The sequence below is a fragment of the Planifilum fimeticola genome (genome assembly GCF_003001905.1).
Classification (GTDB): domain Bacteria; phylum Bacillota; class Bacilli; order Thermoactinomycetales; family DSM-44946; genus Planifilum; species Planifilum fimeticola.
Genome location: NZ_PVNE01000021.1, coordinates 24,941 through 40,996 on the forward strand (window position 1 = coordinate 24,941; position 16,056 = coordinate 40,996).

Annotated in this window: 15 protein-coding genes; 8 read left to right on the plus strand and 7 right to left on the minus strand. The window is 57.7% G+C overall.

Annotation, left to right across the window (positions count from 1 at the left end):
• Positions 1 to 98: 98 nt before the first annotated feature.
• The 3 genes from CLV97_RS12540 (at position 99) to CLV97_RS18965 (ending at position 3,078) form a co-directional block, all read left to right on the plus strand.
• Positions 99 to 1,355, plus strand: coding sequence for an MDR family MFS transporter (locus tag CLV97_RS12540; RefSeq protein WP_170070506.1), 1,257 nt, complete (start codon positions 99 to 101; stop codon positions 1,353 to 1,355).
• 217 nt (positions 1,356 to 1,572) lie between these two features.
• Entirely contained in the window at positions 1,573 to 2,094 is a 522-nt protein-coding gene (locus CLV97_RS12545) for a beta-class carbonic anhydrase (protein WP_106345880.1), read from the plus strand.
• A gap of 678 nt (positions 2,095 to 2,772) precedes the next feature.
• Positions 2,773 to 3,078 carry a GNAT family N-acetyltransferase gene (locus CLV97_RS18965; protein ID WP_211295748.1) on the plus strand — a complete coding sequence of 102 codons (306 nt, stop codon included), beginning with the start codon at positions 2,773 to 2,775 and terminating at the stop codon, positions 3,076 to 3,078.
• A gap of 389 nt (positions 3,079 to 3,467) precedes the next feature.
• On the opposite strand, the gene CLV97_RS12555 is transcribed toward CLV97_RS18965, so the two are convergent.
• From CLV97_RS12555 to CLV97_RS12570, 4 genes are all read right to left on the minus strand, one after another.
• Positions 3,468 to 4,064, minus strand: a complete 597-nt coding sequence (locus CLV97_RS12555; protein WP_106345881.1) for a nucleotidyltransferase domain-containing protein — start codon at positions 4,062 to 4,064, stop codon at positions 3,468 to 3,470.
• Between the two features lie 119 nt (positions 4,065 to 4,183).
• The gene (locus CLV97_RS12560) at positions 4,184 to 4,375 is read right to left on the minus strand and encodes a hypothetical protein (RefSeq protein WP_106345882.1); all 192 of its coding nucleotides are present in this window, start codon (positions 4,373 to 4,375) and stop codon (positions 4,184 to 4,186) included.
• 267 nt (positions 4,376 to 4,642) lie between these two features.
• Complete coding sequence (locus CLV97_RS12565; protein ID WP_106345883.1) at positions 4,643 to 4,948, minus strand: AzlD domain-containing protein; 306 nt, start codon at positions 4,946 to 4,948, stop codon at positions 4,643 to 4,645.
• A 19-nt stretch (positions 4,949 to 4,967) separates the two neighbouring features.
• Entirely contained in the window at positions 4,968 to 5,687 is a 720-nt protein-coding gene (locus CLV97_RS12570) for an AzlC family ABC transporter permease (protein WP_245891547.1), read from the minus strand.
• Positions 5,688 to 6,048: 361 nt separating this feature from the next.
• Between CLV97_RS12570 and CLV97_RS12580 the strand changes: the two genes are divergently transcribed.
• Positions 6,049 to 7,374, plus strand: a complete 1,326-nt coding sequence (locus CLV97_RS12580) for a hemolysin family protein (protein ID WP_245891549.1) — start codon at positions 6,049 to 6,051, stop codon at positions 7,372 to 7,374.
• Between the two features lie 174 nt (positions 7,375 to 7,548).
• Positions 7,549 to 9,462 carry a sigma-54-dependent Fis family transcriptional regulator gene (locus tag CLV97_RS12585; RefSeq protein ID WP_170070507.1) on the plus strand — a complete coding sequence of 638 codons (1,914 nt, stop codon included), beginning with the start codon at positions 7,549 to 7,551 and terminating at the stop codon, positions 9,460 to 9,462.
• 515 nt (positions 9,463 to 9,977) lie between these two features.
• Here CLV97_RS12585 and CLV97_RS12590 read toward each other — a convergent pair.
• Positions 9,978 to 10,907 carry an SPL family radical SAM protein gene (locus CLV97_RS12590; protein ID WP_106345887.1) on the minus strand — a complete coding sequence of 310 codons (930 nt, stop codon included), beginning with the start codon at positions 10,905 to 10,907 and terminating at the stop codon, positions 9,978 to 9,980.
• 295 nt (positions 10,908 to 11,202) lie between these two features.
• On the opposite strand from CLV97_RS12590, the gene leuC reads away from it, so the two are divergent.
• Together leuC and leuD are read left to right on the plus strand one after the other, a co-directional pair.
• Positions 11,203 to 12,615, plus strand: coding sequence for a 3-isopropylmalate dehydratase large subunit (gene leuC / locus CLV97_RS12595; protein WP_106345888.1), 1,413 nt, complete (start codon positions 11,203 to 11,205; stop codon positions 12,613 to 12,615).
• Positions 12,616 to 12,757: 142 nt separating this feature from the next.
• Positions 12,758 to 13,396, plus strand: a complete 639-nt coding sequence (leuD, locus tag CLV97_RS12600) for a 3-isopropylmalate dehydratase small subunit (protein WP_106345889.1) — start codon at positions 12,758 to 12,760, stop codon at positions 13,394 to 13,396.
• Positions 13,397 to 13,589: 193 nt separating this feature from the next.
• On the opposite strand, the gene putP is transcribed toward leuD, so the two are convergent.
• Both putP and CLV97_RS12610 read right to left on the minus strand, forming a co-directional pair.
• Complete coding sequence (gene putP, locus CLV97_RS12605) at positions 13,590 to 15,077, minus strand: sodium/proline symporter PutP (protein ID WP_106345890.1); 1,488 nt, start codon at positions 15,075 to 15,077, stop codon at positions 13,590 to 13,592.
• Positions 15,078 to 15,279: 202 nt separating this feature from the next.
• Positions 15,280 to 15,483, minus strand: coding sequence for a YqgQ family protein (locus CLV97_RS12610; RefSeq protein ID WP_245891551.1), 204 nt, complete (start codon positions 15,481 to 15,483; stop codon positions 15,280 to 15,282).
• 91 nt (positions 15,484 to 15,574) lie between these two features.
• Here CLV97_RS12610 and CLV97_RS12615 point away from each other — a divergent pair, with 91 nt between their 5' ends.
• Positions 15,575 to 15,970 (plus strand): hypothetical protein, encoded by a 396-nt coding sequence (locus tag CLV97_RS12615; RefSeq protein ID WP_106345891.1) that lies wholly within the window; start codon positions 15,575 to 15,577, stop codon positions 15,968 to 15,970.
• Positions 15,971 to 16,056: the final 86 nt, after the last annotated feature.

Below are 16,056 nucleotides of genomic sequence, written 5' to 3' on the forward strand. Positions count from 1 at the left end.
TCAAAAGGGTGAAAGAGTTAAGATAAGTTTACTCTTTTTGTTCCCCTTTTTCCAGCACATAATGGAAGCATCTCCTGGAGATGGAGGGGCACAACCTCATGGAAAGAATCCTGAACGTCCTTCGCACCTATCATCCCCTGGTCTGGGTCCTCGTCGGAGGCACCGCCTTTGCCCGGACCGCGTCCTTTATGAGCCTCCCCTTTTTGGCTCTGTATCTGTCCCGCACCACCGGGCTGGATCCGTTTGTCACCGGAACGATCGTGGGAGCCGGGGCGCTGGCCAGCACCTTCGGCGGTTTCCTCGGCGGAAATCTGTCGGACCGTTTTGGCCGCAAACGGGTGATGTTGTCGACGCTGTTCGTGTGGGCGGTCGTCTTCTGGGGATTTGCGATGGCTGAAGAAGCCGCCCTGTTTCTGATATTGAACCTGCTGAACGGGCTCTGCCGCTCGTTCTTTGAACCGACCGGCCAGGCGCTCCTGGCCGATGTGACGCCGCCGGACAAGCGGATGCGGGTCTTCGGTTTCCGATACATGGCCATCAATGTGGGCGCCGCCGTCGGTCCCCTGATCGGCGCATATCTGGGGATGGTGTCGGGGAAGATCACCTTCTGGATCACCGGAGGCGCCTATCTGCTGTACGCCGTCGCACTCCTGATCATGATGAACCGATTTGCTCCGGCCGCTCCGGCCGCGCCGCCGGAAAGGACCCGCTTCACCGCCGCCCTGCGGGTGATCCGCAAGGACGCCGCTCTGGGCTGGTTCATCCTGGGGGGAATCCTCGGCCAAGCCGGATACGCTCAGATCGAAAGCACCCTGCCCCTGCACCTGAAAACCCTGTTCGGGGAAAACAACGCTCTGTACCCGGCGCTTCTCACGATGAACGCCGTCACGGTCATCCTGTTGCAGGTCTTTGTCACCCGCTGGGCGGAAAAGCGCTCCCTGATCGGAAACCTGGGATTGGGCAGCCTCCTGTTCGGCCTCGGTCTGGGTTGTTTTGCCATCGGTGAACACTGGATCGTCATGGCGCTAGGCATGTTCATCCTGACGATCGGGGAAATCCTGACCTTTCCCACCAGCAGCCTGTTCATCAACCGGTTGGCTCCCGAATCCCTTCGGGGGACCTACTTCGGAGCCAACAGCTTCCGAAATGTCGGCTTCTTCATCGGTCCCGCCCTCGGCGGATGGCTGCTCGGATCCCACGGCGGCAAGGCCGCGTTCGGCCTCATCGCCCTCCTGACGGTCTGCGGCATCCTGTTCTACTGGATGGGATACCGGGCGTGGCTCCAAAGAAAAAATGCCCCGGAGAAGGAGTCCGTTTCGAACACTTCCCTTTCGGCGGCAAAAGCTGTCCGGTGATCCGTTGATCCGACCGTTTGATGTGATGTAAAGGGATAGGATTTGACAGGTCGAGATTCATCAATTATACTACTTCCCGCAAAATAAATATAATTCCTATCAGATTACATGACAAATCCATCGTCCCGTCTGTCGAATCCTTCTCCACGCCAGGAAGTAAAAACCGCATAACGGTGGATGTGCACCTTCGGGATCCTTCATTGGGGAGGTAAGTGCGATGAAAAATCAGCCCACCAGCAACGCCAAGGCCTTGCTCGAGTCCAATCGGGCATACGCCCAGAGGTTCAATCAGGGAGATTTACCGTCTTCCCCTGCTCGTAAAGTTGCCCTTGTGACCTGTATGGATGCAAGGTTGGATCCATTGTCGTTTTTGGATGCACAGCTCGGTGATATCCACGTCATCCGGAACGCCGGCGGCCGTGTCACTGAAGATGTCATCCGATCCTTGGTCATCTCTGAACAGCTGCTGGATACAAAAGAGATCATCGTGATTCACCATACCGACTGTGGAATGCTCACCTTTAAGAACGAGGACCTGTATGCGCGAATAGAAAAAACCCTTGGTGAAAAGGCGGGGAAGGAAGCGCGAAAGGTCGACTTTTTGCCCTTCAGGGATCTCGAGGAAAGCGTCAGGGAAGACATGGAGAAACTGAAACAATCCGAACTGATTCCGGAGGATGTCCGGATCTTCGGTGGCATCTACGACGTCCATACCGGAAAGGTGGAACCGGTTGAGTGATAAAGGTATGACCAGGCAGCGGGATTCATGGCAGCATCTGAACTCTTCAGACGAATGGACAAAGGACTTGGGGGATCCATGTTTCGCGATTTTATTCCATGCAGTGGCAGCCGCTCGGCGAAAGACCGCGCTTTCTTCTTCTCGGGTCAGAAGTCCCAGCGGGTCTTCTGATCCTTTTTTTGCAAAAAAACAGCAAAGCAGCTTTTCACCGGTGAGGGACAATGTCGCCTTGAAAAGAGTTTCCAGGCGGTTGAGACGCACGGACGACCTATCGGGTTCTTCCGCGCCAATTGACCGGGGAACACCCGGTTCAATGGTTCCCTGCGGAACAAGATCTCGTCTCACTCCATCGGCGGGGAAACCGAGGTGTCTTCGTCCTCGGCATGTCCATCCTGGCGATGGGGGAGGGGCCTTCCTCGAAGCCGATTAGGAGGGAAATCATGAAAGACAAAAGCTTGCCCTTTTATCGAATCATCTTGAGAAGGCGGGCCGGCACTCCGCTGCCCCGGGCGGATTTGCCCCGGGGGTTTGCTTTTACGGCTTACCGGGACGGAATGAGCGGGCCTGGGGAGAAATTGAAACCTCTGTCCAGGACTTCGCAAAGCAGGAAGAGGCCGCGGAATACTTCAAAAAGGAATTTGCCTGTTATCCCGATGAAGTGAAGCGCCGGACCCTTTCATCGAAAAAGAGGGGGACGGAGAAAAAGTTGCCACCTTCACGGCCTGGTGGGGTTATACGGGAAAACGGCATCATCCCTTTGTGCGTTGGGTGGCGGTGAAAGAGCCCCATCAAGGAATGGGGTTGGGAAAAGCGATTATCGCAGAAGGCGTCAGACGAATGGTCGAGATCGAAGGGGTTGCACCATGTATATCCCGACGGATACGTGGTGCTATAAAGCCATCAGATTATACCGATGGGCCGGGTTTGACTTTGAGACTTCCGAACCCATGCCGGGGGATCAAACGGCGCTGGCGTTGCCTCTGATCCGGCATCGGATTTAAACGGGTTGTCCATCAATAGGGGGATGAACCCGGCTCGAGCGGATGATGTCAACATAAACCCGGATATTTAGATGCGACAATTGTTTCCGGCATTCGACCATGCGATCGCCGATCGTTTTTGGATGAAACGGGATGGTCCGGTCAAGGGCACGATCCAACGCAACCGGTTTCTGAGGTATACGCGCTTATCCGGGCGGTTCCCTTGTATCCCTCCCCCCGCTTCCGGCATGACGTCCGTTTCGCAACTTCGGCTTTCCCTCCGCCCACCTTTACCGCTCACGGCCCTCTTCCCCGGGCGTGGAAAGGCGATTTCCACCAACTAGCCGATTCCAATCACGGCCATGGACTCCCTGTCCACGGCTCCTTGACTGTCTACACTTCATTTTCCAACCGCTCGATCCAACCACTGGAGGGATGGTGAATCCGGAGTGCGGAGAGCAGCCACCGCTTCTCCTCCCCGTTCAAAAAGGGAAGGTGCGTAAGGAAATCCGCCTCGTCCTTGGAACGGGAATTTTTCGCCTTGAAGAGCAGTTGCCAGGCGGGGGAGACGTAAGGTCGGCCCAGCGGGTCCTTCCTCGCCAGTTGTCCGAGGGGCATCCGGATTGACGGATCTCTCCGAAACAGGACCTCGTCTCCTTCCCGATCGATCAACAAAAATTCGACCGACCGGCCTTCTTTGCGAAAATGGAGCTCGTGTCGGGGAGGTTCCACATCCCTTTCCGAACGGCAGGGAACCAAACGCTCCTCCCCCGGTACCGCCACGGCTTTCTCCCAATCTTCGAAAAACCGAAGGAGCGGAACGAGGTGTTCCCGGAAAAGGCAGAGATCCACATCCTCATGGGCACGCGTCTGCCTGCCGCACGCAAGATCCAAAGCCCACCCACCGGCGATGAACCAGGGATAATGAAATCCCCCCATCAGGCGGAGGATCCGGTCCAATTCCGGAGAGGATACGGCGCATTCCTTCAACCCTTTCTCACTCCTTTCGCCGGAGCGGGGCGAGTCGATAGACACGCAAAAAGGGAGCAACGCGCCCTTTCGCTGACAACCCCGCGTTCGCTCCCCTTTTACCCTGATTTCTCCGTTCGTCACCGTTCCTCTTCCAACGAAACCGCCTGAAATCTCCCGGTAAATTCCCGATCGAACTGTTCCATCTGACGCCGTTCCATCCTGTGGGTCACACTCATCGCCACATAGACGCAGATCATCATTATCCCGAAAAGGATGACGACAATCCACATCCAGTGTTCTTTCGCCAACGAGGCTGCCAATTCCGCCAAAAGACCCACTCTCCTCTTATTGGTTTACCGACCTTCGCGCATTATCCTAATCTCTCTTCGTATATAGAAACCGCAACGGATTGCAGATTGTTTCACTTTTTTAGTAAAACATATGTATGATTCCCCTCCCCCTACCGCCGAAGGAAGAAATCTATCTTCATCGAAGTTCGGCAAAACCCAGCCGCATTGCCCGGAAAATAAAAAGCCGACACCTTCCCGGGTGTCGGTCAAGCTCCCGCATCCGTAAGATACATTGGCTCACTCAACTCAACTTACGATCGCCTTGATCGCCGCCACGGCTCCGATCGCCCCCGCAATGACGACCAGCATGTTCAATCGGAAATAGGCGAGCAGTGCGGCGACGGCTCCCCCTGCCAGCCCGACCAGCGGCTCCCCTCTTTCCACCGAGAGGATGCCCGGAAAAATCAGCGCTCCCAGCGCGGCATAGGGGATGCTTGCCAGCCACCGTTCCATCCAGGGGGAGACGTTCCGCTGTCCGATCAGAAAAGCCGGAAGCATGCGGGGGAGATAGGTAACCAGCGCCATTCCGAGTATGATCCAAATCCAATCCATTTGATCACTCCCCAGACTGTCAGCCCGCCGTCTTCTCCGCGGCGGGGGGTTCCTCCCTCGGCATCAGCATCGTCCCGCATCCGGCCGCCGCGACGGTGGCCAAAACCGTGGCCCAGCCTCCGCTCAAAAACAAGCCGAACAAGGCGTTCAGGGCCATTCCGATCAAGGCGATCGCACCCACCCTCCACCTTTTGCGGACTGCCGGCACCAGCAAGGCGATAAACATGGCATACAGGGCGATGTTCATGCTGTCGCTGATCGACCGGGGAATCACCCCGGCGAACAATCCCCCGACAACGGTTCCAAACACCCACGAACCATAGGCAACCGCGATCAATCCGGCCATGTATAGGGGATGAATCCGTCCGTTCCCGCCCTTCTCGTCCATGGCGGCGACGGCGAAGGTTTCATCGGTGACGCCGAAGGCGAGGGCTCCCTTCGCCAAGAGCGGCACATCCTTCAACCGGTCCATCAGGGAAAGGCTCATGATAAAATGGCGGAAGTTGAGCACCAGCGTGGCGAAGATGATTTCCATCCCCAACGCGCCGGCGGTTGCCATCTGGACCGCCATGAACTGACTGGCGCCGGCGAAAACCATCATCGACATCAATACCGTCTCCGCAAAAGGAAGACCCGACTGCCGGGCGATCACCCCGAAGGCGACGGCGATCGGGACGTAACCGATCGCGATGGGAACGGCCGCAGACATTCCCTTCACCAATTCCCGTCCGTTTCTCACCACTCCTGCCCCCATTCGAGGAATCATCTATGGATGTTAACAACGATCATATAAAATCTTTCGAGAATCAACAAGATGCCGCCAAAAAAAGGATGACCGTCCCTGGTTAATTCCGAAAACGCCCGCCTTGCCGCCTTCGGCTCCATTCCGACATTTTGTAGTATAATTAAGTAGAAAAGAGGGTAGGGAGGAAAGGAGTGAACGGCACCGCCTGCGGAAAAGGCCCTATCCATCCACTGGAGGGAAAAAGCCCTCATCCGCGACCGCTGATGCGGAAACCGAAACGGGACTTCGGCCAGCGGCATGTACGAGATCCTCGGGCAAAGCAGGATGCGATTGATCCTTTGGGAGGTTTGATTCTTTGGAAGGAGTCATAGGAATCACCACGTATTTATTCATGGTGATTTTTCTTGTCTTGCTAAACGGCTTTTTTGTTGCCGCGGAATTCGCCATCGTGAAAGTGCGCTCCACCCGAATCGCGCAGCTGGAACACCGCCGCGGGAAAATCGCTCAAAAGGTCTTGGCAAATTTGGACGCCTATCTGTCCGCCACCCAGTTGGGAATCACCCTGGCCTCCTTGGGACTGGGATGGATCGGCGAACCGGCCATCGCCCGCATGCTGGAACCGGCGCTTTCCTACTTCGGACTTCCGGATTGGCTCATTCACACCACAGCCTTTGCCGTCGCCTTCTCCATCATCACCTTTCTCCACATCGTGCTCGGTGAGATGGCTCCCAAGTCCCTGGCGATTCGCAAAGCCGAAGCCATCACCCTGTGGACCTCGGCGCCGTTGGATTGGTTTTACCGACTCTTTAAACCCTTTATCTTCATCCTCAACGGGTCGGCCAACCTGGTCCTCAAACTGCTGGGGATCGAGATGAACGAAACCCAGCAGGCGCACACGGAAGAAGAGATCCGCATGCTGATCGCCCAGAGCCATAAGAGCGGCGTGATCGATCAGACGGAGCTCGCCCTGTTTGACAACATTTTCGATTTCACGGAGCGGGTTGCGCGGGAAGTGATGGTTCCCCGGGTAAACATGAAATGCGTCTACCGCGACAAACCCTTCGAAGAAAACCTGAGGGTGATGAAAGAAACCCATCATACCCGCTTTCCCCTGTGCGGCGATGACAAGGACGACATCCTGGGGATCATACATATCCGGGATGTTTACGAACAACTGTCCGATGGGAAAACCCCTTCCTTGACCGACTTGGCCCGCCCCGCCGTTCTGGTTCCGGAAACTATGGAGCTGAAGGACATTTTGCGCAATCTCCAGCGAAACCGGGTAGGGATGGCCATCGTCGTCGACGAATTCGGCGGGACTTCCGGACTGGTGACCACGGAAGACATCATCGAGGAGATCGTGGGCGAAATCCAGGATGAATTTGACAATGAAAAGCCCTTTTTCCTCCAGAAAGGACACGAAACGTCGATCGACCCCCATCTGCTTATCGAAGAAGTGAATGAATATTTCCAAATCAACATCGACGATCCGGACAACGACACCATCGGCGGATGGCTTTTTTCCCGCCTCAAGAAGGTGCCGGAAGTGGGTGACGAAGTCGTGTTTGACGGCCTGATCTTCTGCGTGCAGGAAGCGGAGAACCGAAGGGTCACCCGCATTTTGGTCAAACCCGGGGGCGATCGCGAAGAAAACCAAACAGCCGGCGCATCCTCCGGCTGACCCGATCAAACCAATCCCGCAGACCGAACCGGGATTGGTTTGTTTGTGTTGCTTGCTCCGCCCCTTTTTATATAGGGATGCACCCCTTTGGTCCGATTGAAGGGGCCGGTCCACATCCGTTATACTCAGAATAGACGCATAGTTTCGGAAAATATGAGAAAGGAGGCTGACGAGTTGGATCCCCTCACCCATCTGCCGACCTCCCTCGCCCCGTCCTGGAAGCGGAGCAGGCAATACGGGGTGGACCCCCGCAAGGTGCACAATGATCTCCTTCCGAAAGGGGAGCTGAAGGACCGGAAGGAACAGATGAAGGAGTGGCTCAACGCTTCTTCGGACATTCTCAACCAAGTGTACGGCATGCTGCGAAAGTCGCCGTACATGGTCATCGTGTCGGATCGGGACGGATACGTCATCGCCACCTGGGGCGATCCCCCCTTCACCGACCGTGCGAAGAGGGTGTGGCTGGATGAAGGCGCCAACTGGCACGAGCGCATCAAAGGAACCAACGCGATCGGCACCGCCCTTGTGGAACAGCAGCCGATCAGCGTGATCGGGGAACAGCACTACTGTGAGGAAAACCGTTTTCTCACCTGTTACGCCACACCGCTTTACACACCGACAGGGGAACTCTTGGGCGTGTTGGACATCAGCGGCGACGCCCGGATGCACCATCCTCACACGATGGGAATGGTGTTGACCGCCGCCCATGCCTGCCAAGCACGGATGCTGCTGCAAAGCGCCCGGCGGGAACTGGTTCTTTCCTTCCGGGAAGCGGATACGCTCGCGGAAGGCTACGGAAGGCCGTTGATCGCCGTGGACGCCAACGGGCTGATCTCCCGGATCAATCAGGAAGGAGCCCGCTGGCTCAACACGCCTCAGGCGGAGTGCATCGGCCAACCCCTCACCCGCTGGTTCGACCCGCAGGATGCACAGGCGCTTCTCTCCCTCAGGGATTCCGCCGAATTGCCCGTAAAGGCCCCGTCGGGAACGTCCTGGATCGCCCGTCCCGTGCTGGATGAACGGAAACGAACCCACCGCGTGCTGCTGAGTCCCCCTTCAGCGTCCGAACGGAAAAACGCCGCCCCGCCGCCCGTCCCCCTGGAAGATGCGGTTCACATTTCATTGGAAAAGGGAATCGCCTCCTGCCCCAAATTTCAGAAGGCCCTTAAACTGGCCGTCCATGTGTCCCGCACCGATGCCACGATCCTTCTCCGGGGGGAAACCGGAACCGGAAAAGATCTGGTCGCCCGGGAAATCCACAAGCGGAGCGGCCGAACCGGTCCGCTGGTGGTCGTCAACTGCGGGGCCATTCCGGAACCGCTTCTGGAGGCGGAGCTGTTCGGCTACGAAAAAGGCGCCTTCACCGGAGCCCGGAACGGCGGACACCGGGGAAAATTCGAAGCGGCCCACAAGGGGACGCTCTTCCTGGACGAAATCGGTGAAATGCCCCTGGCTTCCCAGGCGGTCCTCCTCCGGATTCTGGAGGAAAAACAGGTCACCCGGATCGGCTCCAACCGCCCCATCCCCGTCGACGTCCGCATCATCACCGCCACCAACAAGGATCTGGCCCGGGAGGTGCGGGAAAACCGTTTCCGCGCAGACCTCTATTACCGGATCTGCGAAGTGGAGATTCATCTCCCCCCCCTTCGGGAGCGGTCCGATCTCTTTCTGCTCGCCGAATACTTCCTGGATCAAGTGTCCCGCGAGTTGAACATCGCCCCGGTCCTTCTCCGCGGCGAAGTCCGCGAAATGCTTTCGCGATACCACTGGCCCGGCAACATTCGGGAACTGAGGCAAGTGCTGCGCCAAGCCGTCTTCCACGCCCATTTCGTACGGGGCTCCTCCATCCTTTCCGCCGAAGATCTGGTCTTCCCCCAAGCTCAAGCCGGCGAGCCGGATGCATCCCCCCGACCCGTTTCCCTGGAAGAACAGGAGGCGGAAACCATCGCCCAGGCCATCCGGATTTCCGAGGGCAATCTTTCAAAGGCTGCCCGGATGCTGGGAATCGGACGGACCACCCTGTACCGGAAACTGAATCGCTATCCCAACCTGAAAAACATCCGTCTCCAACATCAGAGGCACGGCTGAACAGCAACCAGCGAAGGGGACCCCGAGGCTTTCAAGACCGCGCCGCACCCTCCTGCCGAAAAAAATCTTTTCCCCGCACAAACAAAAAACCCCTTGCGGGGTTTCGAGGATAATGACAAAGCGTTGGGAGGGACCGATTTTTCGCCGAGCGACCCCTGCTGCATTGGAGCGGAGCGAAAAATCGCGTCCTGAACCCTAGATGCAGGGTTTGTCAGCAGTCTCAAAACCCCTTGCGGGGTTTTTTTCATGCCGCCCGACTCGGTGCAAACCGATTTCTCTCAAAAGGGGAGATCTCCATCCGGAATGCTGATCACAGGCCTCCCACAAACACGAAGATGGTCGCGATCACCAAGAGGAAGATCAGCAGACGGCGCCAGCTCACCAAATAACCGTAACCACCATAGGACATCTCCCTACCCCCTTTCAGTTGTCCCTATACTTTATGCCTCATATCCAAATGGGGCCGGGTAAACGTCCATCCGAAAGCAAAATTGGGTGAACCGCCTAAACTTCCCCTAAAACAGACTGAGCTGTACCGGCTCCTCCCGAAGCATCTCCTCTCTTCCGACCTCCTGCGTCAACGCGGTCCCCTCCCCCCGGCTCGGTTCATTTATGAAACCGACTTCCCTCATGTGCCGCCTCACCCGCGAATACAGCTCCGTCCGGTATTCGTCGGGCGGAAGAGAACCCTCGTACAGCCGGACCAGGTGGGGGTACTCCCGGGGGAAGGCGGCCTGGATGCGGCGGAAGAACCAGCTTTTCACTGCCGGTTGCAGCCGGAGCACGGACGGCACCACGAAGCGGGCGCCGCATTCCCTTGCCGCGATCATATAAGACCGAAGCTGTTCATCGGTATCCGAGAGATACGGCAGGATCGGCGCCAGAAACAGGCCCGCCGGAATCCCCTCCCCATTCAGTTTCCGAACCGCTTCCAGGCGTTGTTTCGGATGTGGAGAGGCGGGCTCCGTCAACCGCCACACCCCCTCATCCAGCGTGCTCAAACTGATGTTGACCGATGTGAGTACCATCTCCCGGAGGATGTCCCTGTCCCGCAGGATCAAGGGAGATCGCGTGGTGATGCTGGTCGGAATCCGAAAATCCCTCAACACCTTCAAAATGGATCGGGTCAGCTTCCATTTCCCTTCCACCGGCTGGTACGGATCGGTGGCCGTCCCGACGGCCACTACCCCGCCTTTCCACTTTCCTCGTTTCAGCTCCCGATAAAGCACCTCCGCCGCATCCCGCTTGACGATGACATTGTGCTGAAAGCTGTCATCGGCGTGAAATCCCAGATAGCTGTGGGTGGGCCGGGCATAACAGAAGTGGCATCCGTGACTGCAACCGCGGTACGGATTAATCGACCAGTTGAAGGGCATGCCCTCCACCCGGTTGAGCACCGATTTGGAGCGTTTGGGAAAGAGCCTCCGCGGCGTCCGCCCGGCCATCGGAATCCCCCCGAGATACGAACATTTGTTTCTAATATACCACACCCCCTTCCCTGCTACCACTAACAGAAAACATCCCAAAAAAAGGATTCTCCGATCTGAAACGGCATTTCGCACAGGGAGAGGCGCGCACCGGTTTCGCCGGACTGTCAAACGGCCGATCCGATTTGGAAATCGACCCGCAATTCACCCATTTCCCCCTTGCCGCCATCGAAAAATTTGTTACAATAGATAGCATATATATTTCATACGGCAACGCTTCGCCGAAAAAAAGAGAATGCAAGGTGAGAGGAAAATGAAACCGCGGACATTGTTCGAAAAAATCTGGGATCGCCACGTCATCCATCAGGAAGAGGGAAAACCGGCCATCCTGTACATCGACCTCCACCTCATCCACGAGGTGACTTCCCCCCAAGCCTTCGACGGATTGCGCATGGCCGGCCGCAAAGTGCGCCGACCCGACTTGACCGTAGCGACCATGGACCACAACGTTCCCACGACGGACCGCTCACTGCCGATCACCGATCCGATCTCCGCCAAGCAGATGGAAACCTTGGCCCGGAACTGCCGCGAGTTCGGCATCCGGCTCTACGACCTGAACAGCCCGCAACAGGGCATCGTCCACGTGATCGGCCCTGAACTGGGTCTGACCCTTCCGGGGAAGACGATCGTCTGCGGAGACAGCCACACCTCCACCCACGGGGCCTTCGGCGCCCTCGCCTTCGGAATCGGAACCAGCGAAGTGGAACACGTCCTGGCCACCCAATGCCTGCACCAGGCCAAACCCCGGACAATGGAGATCCATGTCAAGGGAAGCCTGCCCCCGGGCGTTTCGGCCAAAGACGTGATCCTGGCCATCATCTCCCGCATCGGTACGGACGGCGCCACCGGAACCGTCGTCGAATACACCGGGGAGGTTATCCGCAACATGTCCATGGAAGAGCGGATGACCGTCTGCAACATGTCGATCGAAGCCGGTGCCCGGGCCGGCATGGTCTCGCCGGATGCCACCACCTTCGCCTATTTGGAAAACCGTCCCTTCGCGCCCAAGGGAAAACGGTTCGAGAAAGCCGTCGCCGATTGGGAACAGCTGGCGACGGATGAAGGCGCCACCTACGATCGCCGGTTCGAGCTCGACGCCTCCACCCTGTCGCCCCAGGTCACCTGGGGGACCAGTCCCGGAATGGGGACCGATGTGACGGGCACCGTGCCGGATCCCGATTCCTTCCCCACGGAAAACGAGCGAAAAGCGGCCAGAAAAGCCCTCGAATACATGGGCCTCAAACCGGGAACGCCGATCGTCGATATTCCGGTGGACCGCGTCTTCATCGGATCCTGCACCAATTCGCGGATCCAAGACCTGCGCGAGGCCGCCAAGGTCGTCCGGGGACGGAAAGTCTCCCCCCGCGTCCGGGCCATGGTGGTTCCCGGCTCCCAGCAGGTAAAACTGCAGGCGGAACGGGAAGGGTTGGACCGCATCTTCAAAGAAGCCGGGTTTGAATGGCGGGATTCCGGTTGCAGCATGTGCCTGGGTATGAATCCCGATATCCTTCGCCCGGGGGAACGCTGCGCTTCCACCTCCAACCGCAACTTCGAGGGAAGGCAGGGACGCGGCGGGCGCACCCACCTGGTGAGCCCCATGATGGCCGCCGCGGCCGCCATCGCCGGTCACTTCGTGGACATCCGGGAATGGGACATTGAACCGTAAACCTCCGTCCCTCGGGGGAGCGATTTTTCGTCGTGCGACTCCTGCCGAGTGAAACCGAGACGAAAAATCCCTTCCTTGATACTTTGTCGCCTCCGGCCCATCCGGAGAATGCCAATCACTTTCGGAATCAGGAGGAGACCGTATGGAACCGCTCAAAACCCATACCGGCAAGGTGGCTCCCCTTGACCGGGTGAACGTGGACACCGATCAGATCATCCCCAAGCAATTTCTGAAACGGATTGAACGGACCGGTTTCGGCCAGTTTCTGTTCTACGATTGGTGCTACGACGAAAAGGGAAACCCCAATCCCGATTTCGTCCTCAACCAGGAGCGCTATCGGGGAGCGAGCATCCTGCTGACCCGGAACAATTTCGGGTGCGGCTCCTCCAGGGAACACGCCCCCTGGGCATTGATGGACTACGGCTTTCGGGTGATCATCGCCCCTTCCTTCGCCGACATTTTTTACAACAACTGCTTCAAAAACGGCATCCTTCCCCTCACGCTCCCGGAAGAAGACGTGGAGGAGCTGTTTCGGCGAACGGAAGAACACGAAGGATACGAACTGGCCGTCGACCTGGAGAACTGCCGCCTGTCCGACAACCACGGACTTCAACTCTCCTTTGAAGTGGATGAATACCGGCGTCAATGCCTCCTCCAGGGGCTGGACGACATCGCCATCACCCTGCAACTGGAGGACAAAATCGCCGCCTACGAAGCCCGGTACCCCGAATACTACCTCCCGGATCCGGCCGGAGCGGCGGTTCGGGGCGGCGCAAACTGACCCAAGCCGGGACGGAAAACCCATCGCCGAACGGCCAAGGGGGCGCCGCGGATGCCGTTTCCATCCACGTCCATTTGCGGAGCAGGTCACTGGAATCGGGTCCAAAAAAAGGAGCCGTTTTCCGCTCGGATGCGGAAAACGGCTCCGTTCATGATGGAGGATGCACAGATCCGTCCCCTTTCGGAAGGGCTCCTCACTCCCCTTCCAAGGGACGGGTGGACCGATCGAATTCCTCCAGGACCTCCTTGGGAGGCGGCGGGGTGAGCAGGCTCACCACCACGATCGCGATCACCCCGAGCACAAAGGCGGGCAGCAATTCGTAGAGGAAATCCGACAGACCCAGAACGTTTTTCCACAGGATCACCGTGGCGGCGCCGGTGATGATCCCGGCGTAGGCCCCGTACACATTCATCCGCTTCCAGTAAAGGGAGAGGAGGACCAGCGGACCGAAGGTGGCACCCAGTCCCGCCCAAGCGTAGGAGACCAGCTCCAGGACGTTCTGCTCCTGGGCGAAGGAGAGGTAGATGGCAATCACCGCGACGAGCAGCACGCCGATGCGCCCCACCCAGATCAATTCCTTCTCCGAAGCGTTTTTGCGGAACAGGCGTTTGTAGAAGTCCTCCGCCAGGGCGGTGGACGTGACCAGCAGGAAGGAGTCCACCGTGCTCATGATGGCCGCCATGATCGCCGCCAGCATGAATCCGGCGACCCAGGGATTGAAGAGCAGGTTGGACAAAGCGATGAAGATATGCTCCGGATCCGCCACGGAAACCAACCCTTTATCCGCCGCGGCAAATCCGACAAATCCCGTGAGAATGGCGCCGTACAGGGTGAGCACCACCCAGATCATGGCCAGCATCGTCGATTTGGCCAGCATTTGGGGGCTCTTGATGGCCATGAACCGGACCAGAATGTGGGGTTGACCGAAATAGCCCAGCCCCCAGGCCAGATTGCCGGCGATGAAGGAAAAGATGGCAAGGGCGCCGACATTTTCGCCGACCAGTCCCAGATGCATCGGGCTGGAAGCGGCGATGGTGTCCACCGTTTCGCCGAATCCTCCCATGTAGACGATCACGGCCACGGGCATGATCAGCAGGGCGAAAAACATCAGAAGCCCCTGAAACAGGTCGGTCCAGCTGACCGCCAAAAACCCGCCCAAAAAGGTGTATCCGACGATGACGACGGCGCCGATAAACACCGCTACGGCGAAGTCCGCGCCGTAGGCCGCCTCAAACAGCTTGCCGGCCCCGACCAGCCCGGATGCCGTGTAGAAGAGGAAGAAGAGAAAGATCATCAGGGCGGACAATACCCGCAGGAAACGCGTCTTGTCCCGAAACCGAAACTCGAAATAATCGGGAAGGGTCAGGGCATCCAGCACCTGGGTGTACCGGCGGAGCCGTTTGGAAGTATAGATCCAGTTCAACAAGGTCCCTGTCGCCAACCCGATGGCGATCCAGAGGGATCCCATCCCCACTCCGAAGGCGAAGCCGGGCAGCCCCAGCAAGAGCCAGCCGCTCATGTCGCTCGCCTGGGCGCTCATGGCCGTGACCCAACTGCCCAACCTCCTGCCGCCCAGCACGTAGTCGGAGAAGGTTTGGGTCATCCGGTACGTGATGACCCCGATGACCAACATGGCTACCAGATAAAGCGAAAAGGTGATGATGGAACCGTTAAGAGCCATATCAGGACCACTTCCTTCTCTCGCGCAGATAATAGACAATTCCGATGATCATCAGAAGATTCATCGGAACGAGAAAGAAAAACCACGTCAGGAAAGGCATGGCATCGCCCCCTTTTTGAAAAGGCTTTCATCATGTTATCATCATACCACAAAACGTGAACAAAATTTGACAAACAAATATAACCATCCGACGCCTTCGTTCTCATCCCCGAAACATCTGTTTCTGCTGCACGATCACGCGTCTCGCCGAAAGATATGTGTCCTTGTCGATCAAGCCCAACCGGTGCATCTCCTCCAATTCCTCTTCCATCATTTCCAAGTCCCCCAACCGATCCCCCGTGTAAATCCATATGCCAAACCGTTTCAGAAGCAGGCGGACGTCTTCCATCGTACGAACCGAAAACACGGATCTTCTCTCCCGACTCTTCGTTTGACCTTTTGCTTGCCACCCATGTTACAATGGAGAGAAGGATCGATGCAAGCGAAGGATGTGACCCATGGCCTACTCCGATTTCATACAGGTGAAACGCCTCCGGGGAGAACTCCTGCTTTCCCAGAAGCGAAACCGTTGGGGGTGCACCCTGACCACCAAGGAACTGATTTTCCAGAAACCGCACATCTCCTATCATCTTCTCCTGGACGATATCATCGGCATTGTCCCCTTTCGCCCGAAACGCCGGACCCGGGGCGAGGGATGGAACGACCAGTGGGAAAACCCGGACCTTTCTTCCTCCACCTATAAAATCACCGCCAGCCGGCTGACGATCATCCGCCGGAACGGGGCCGTCAGGCGGGGACAGACGGACCTGATCCTTCCCCTCAACCAGCGCTTTCTCCGCTATTTCCAGGAACACACCGACTTCACCGCCCTGCCGACGGACGGCCTCTTGTGACCCCCAAAAAAATAAGCGATCGCCCTTCCCGGAGGAGGCAGGCAATCGCTTCTTTCGTTTCCGGGAGCCGGAGTTTTCCGGCTCCC

Excerpts from the sequence above, each read along its gene's own strand:
- leuC (WP_106345888.1), top strand. The coding sequence starts at position 11,203 with ATGAAACCGCGGACATTGTTCGAAAAAATCTGGGATCGCCACGTCATC.
- CLV97_RS12540 (WP_170070506.1), top strand. The coding sequence starts at position 99 with ATGGAAAGAATCCTGAACGTCCTTCGCACCTATCATCCCCTGGTCTGG.
- CLV97_RS12590 (WP_106345887.1), bottom strand. The coding sequence starts at position 10,907 with ATGGCCGGGCGGACGCCGCGGAGGCTCTTTCCCAAACGCTCCAAATCG.
- CLV97_RS12565 (WP_106345883.1), bottom strand. The coding sequence starts at position 4,948 with ATGGATTGGATTTGGATCATACTCGGAATGGCGCTGGTTACCTATCTC.
- CLV97_RS12545 (WP_106345880.1), top strand. The coding sequence starts at position 1,573 with ATGAAAAATCAGCCCACCAGCAACGCCAAGGCCTTGCTCGAGTCCAAT.
- CLV97_RS12615 (WP_106345891.1), top strand. The coding sequence starts at position 15,575 with ATGGCCTACTCCGATTTCATACAGGTGAAACGCCTCCGGGGAGAACTC.
- leuD (WP_106345889.1), top strand. The coding sequence starts at position 12,758 with ATGGAACCGCTCAAAACCCATACCGGCAAGGTGGCTCCCCTTGACCGG.
- putP (WP_106345890.1), bottom strand. The coding sequence starts at position 15,077 with ATGGCTCTTAACGGTTCCATCATCACCTTTTCGCTTTATCTGGTAGCC.